This is a genomic window from Cupriavidus sp. AU9028, assembly GCF_019795295.1.
Lineage (GTDB): Bacteria > Pseudomonadota > Gammaproteobacteria > Burkholderiales > Burkholderiaceae > Cupriavidus.
In genome coordinates, this window is sequence record NZ_JAIMCG010000036.1 from 1 (window position 1) to 1,147 (window position 1,147).

Below are 1,147 nucleotides of genomic sequence, written 5' to 3' on the forward strand. Positions count from 1 at the left end.
GGGGAGAGCAACCGTCTTGCCGGTCAAGCGGAAAGAGCAGGATTCCAGGGGCAACGGTGCTTGGCCATGGCGTTGAGCATGCCAAGGACTTTTCGCATGGCTGCCACCAACGCCACCTTTTTGAGCTTTCCAGCAGCCACGAGCCGGTTATAGAAGTGCTTCAATACGGGATTGTGGCGAACCGCAACCAGTGTGGCCATGTATAAGGCGCGACGAACATCGGATCGGCCGCCCCAGATGGAGCGTTTCCCTCGCATCTTTCCAGAGTCCCGGTTCAGCGGTGCAACGCCGACCAGTGCGGCGATGCGTCGGCGATCGAGCTTGCCCAGTTCCGGCAGTTCGGCTAGCAGTACCCCGACACTGGCCGCGCCAACGCCCGGCATACTGGTCAGAATGGCGGCCAGCTGCGCATGATGCTGCTGCACGTGCTCGGCAACCTCGGTGTCACTGTCGGCCAACTCTGCCTTGAGGAACTCGATGGTTCGCTCAATGCTCGGGCGGGCTGCGGCATGGGCGATGCGGGATCGATGACGCTCGCTGGTAAGCATCTGGACCAATTGTCGGCGACGCAGCACCAATGCCTGCAGCCGCTGCAACTGCGCATCGGCCAGTGGCTTGATGAAACGCTCCCGCTGCGGGTGCATATGCAGTACGCGGCCAAAATTGGCCAACTCGCCAGCATCGATCGCATCGGTCTTGGCCAACACACCCATCGAGCGAGCAAAATCGCGCGCCTGGCGGGGATTGACCACGGCAACGGCCAGCCCTGCGGCCTGCAGCGAGCAGGCAACCTCGAACTCATAGCCGCCGGTCGCTTCAAGTACCACCACCGTCGGCTTGAGCGCCGTCAGCTCTTTGACCAGAGACTCAATACCGGCGCTGTCGTTGCTGACTTGCCAACTGCCCGCCTTGGCGGTACTGGCAACGTCAAGCGTCTGGCCGGATACATCGATTCCCACAAACAGGTCTTCGGACACGTCCTTTCGCTCCCTTCCTTGTCTATGCGAACTTTAGATTCCCACAACCGTACGGGTTGCAAGAAAGAACGGTCCGACCCAGATCCCAGCGCTCTCCCACGGGCTTGAGGTCCCAGAGGGCAGTCGGGCTACTGAGCCGGTCCAAATCCCAACCATTAAGATACAAGGGC

1 protein-coding gene is annotated in these 1,147 nt (G+C 60.9%); it reads right to left on the reverse strand.

Going from position 1 to position 1,147, the window contains the following annotated elements:
* Positions 1-23: 23 nt before the first annotated feature.
* Positions 24-977, reverse strand: coding sequence for a transposase (locus K6V06_RS20535; protein ID WP_222245981.1), 954 nt, complete (start codon positions 975-977; stop codon positions 24-26).
* Positions 978-1,147: the final 170 nt, after the last annotated feature.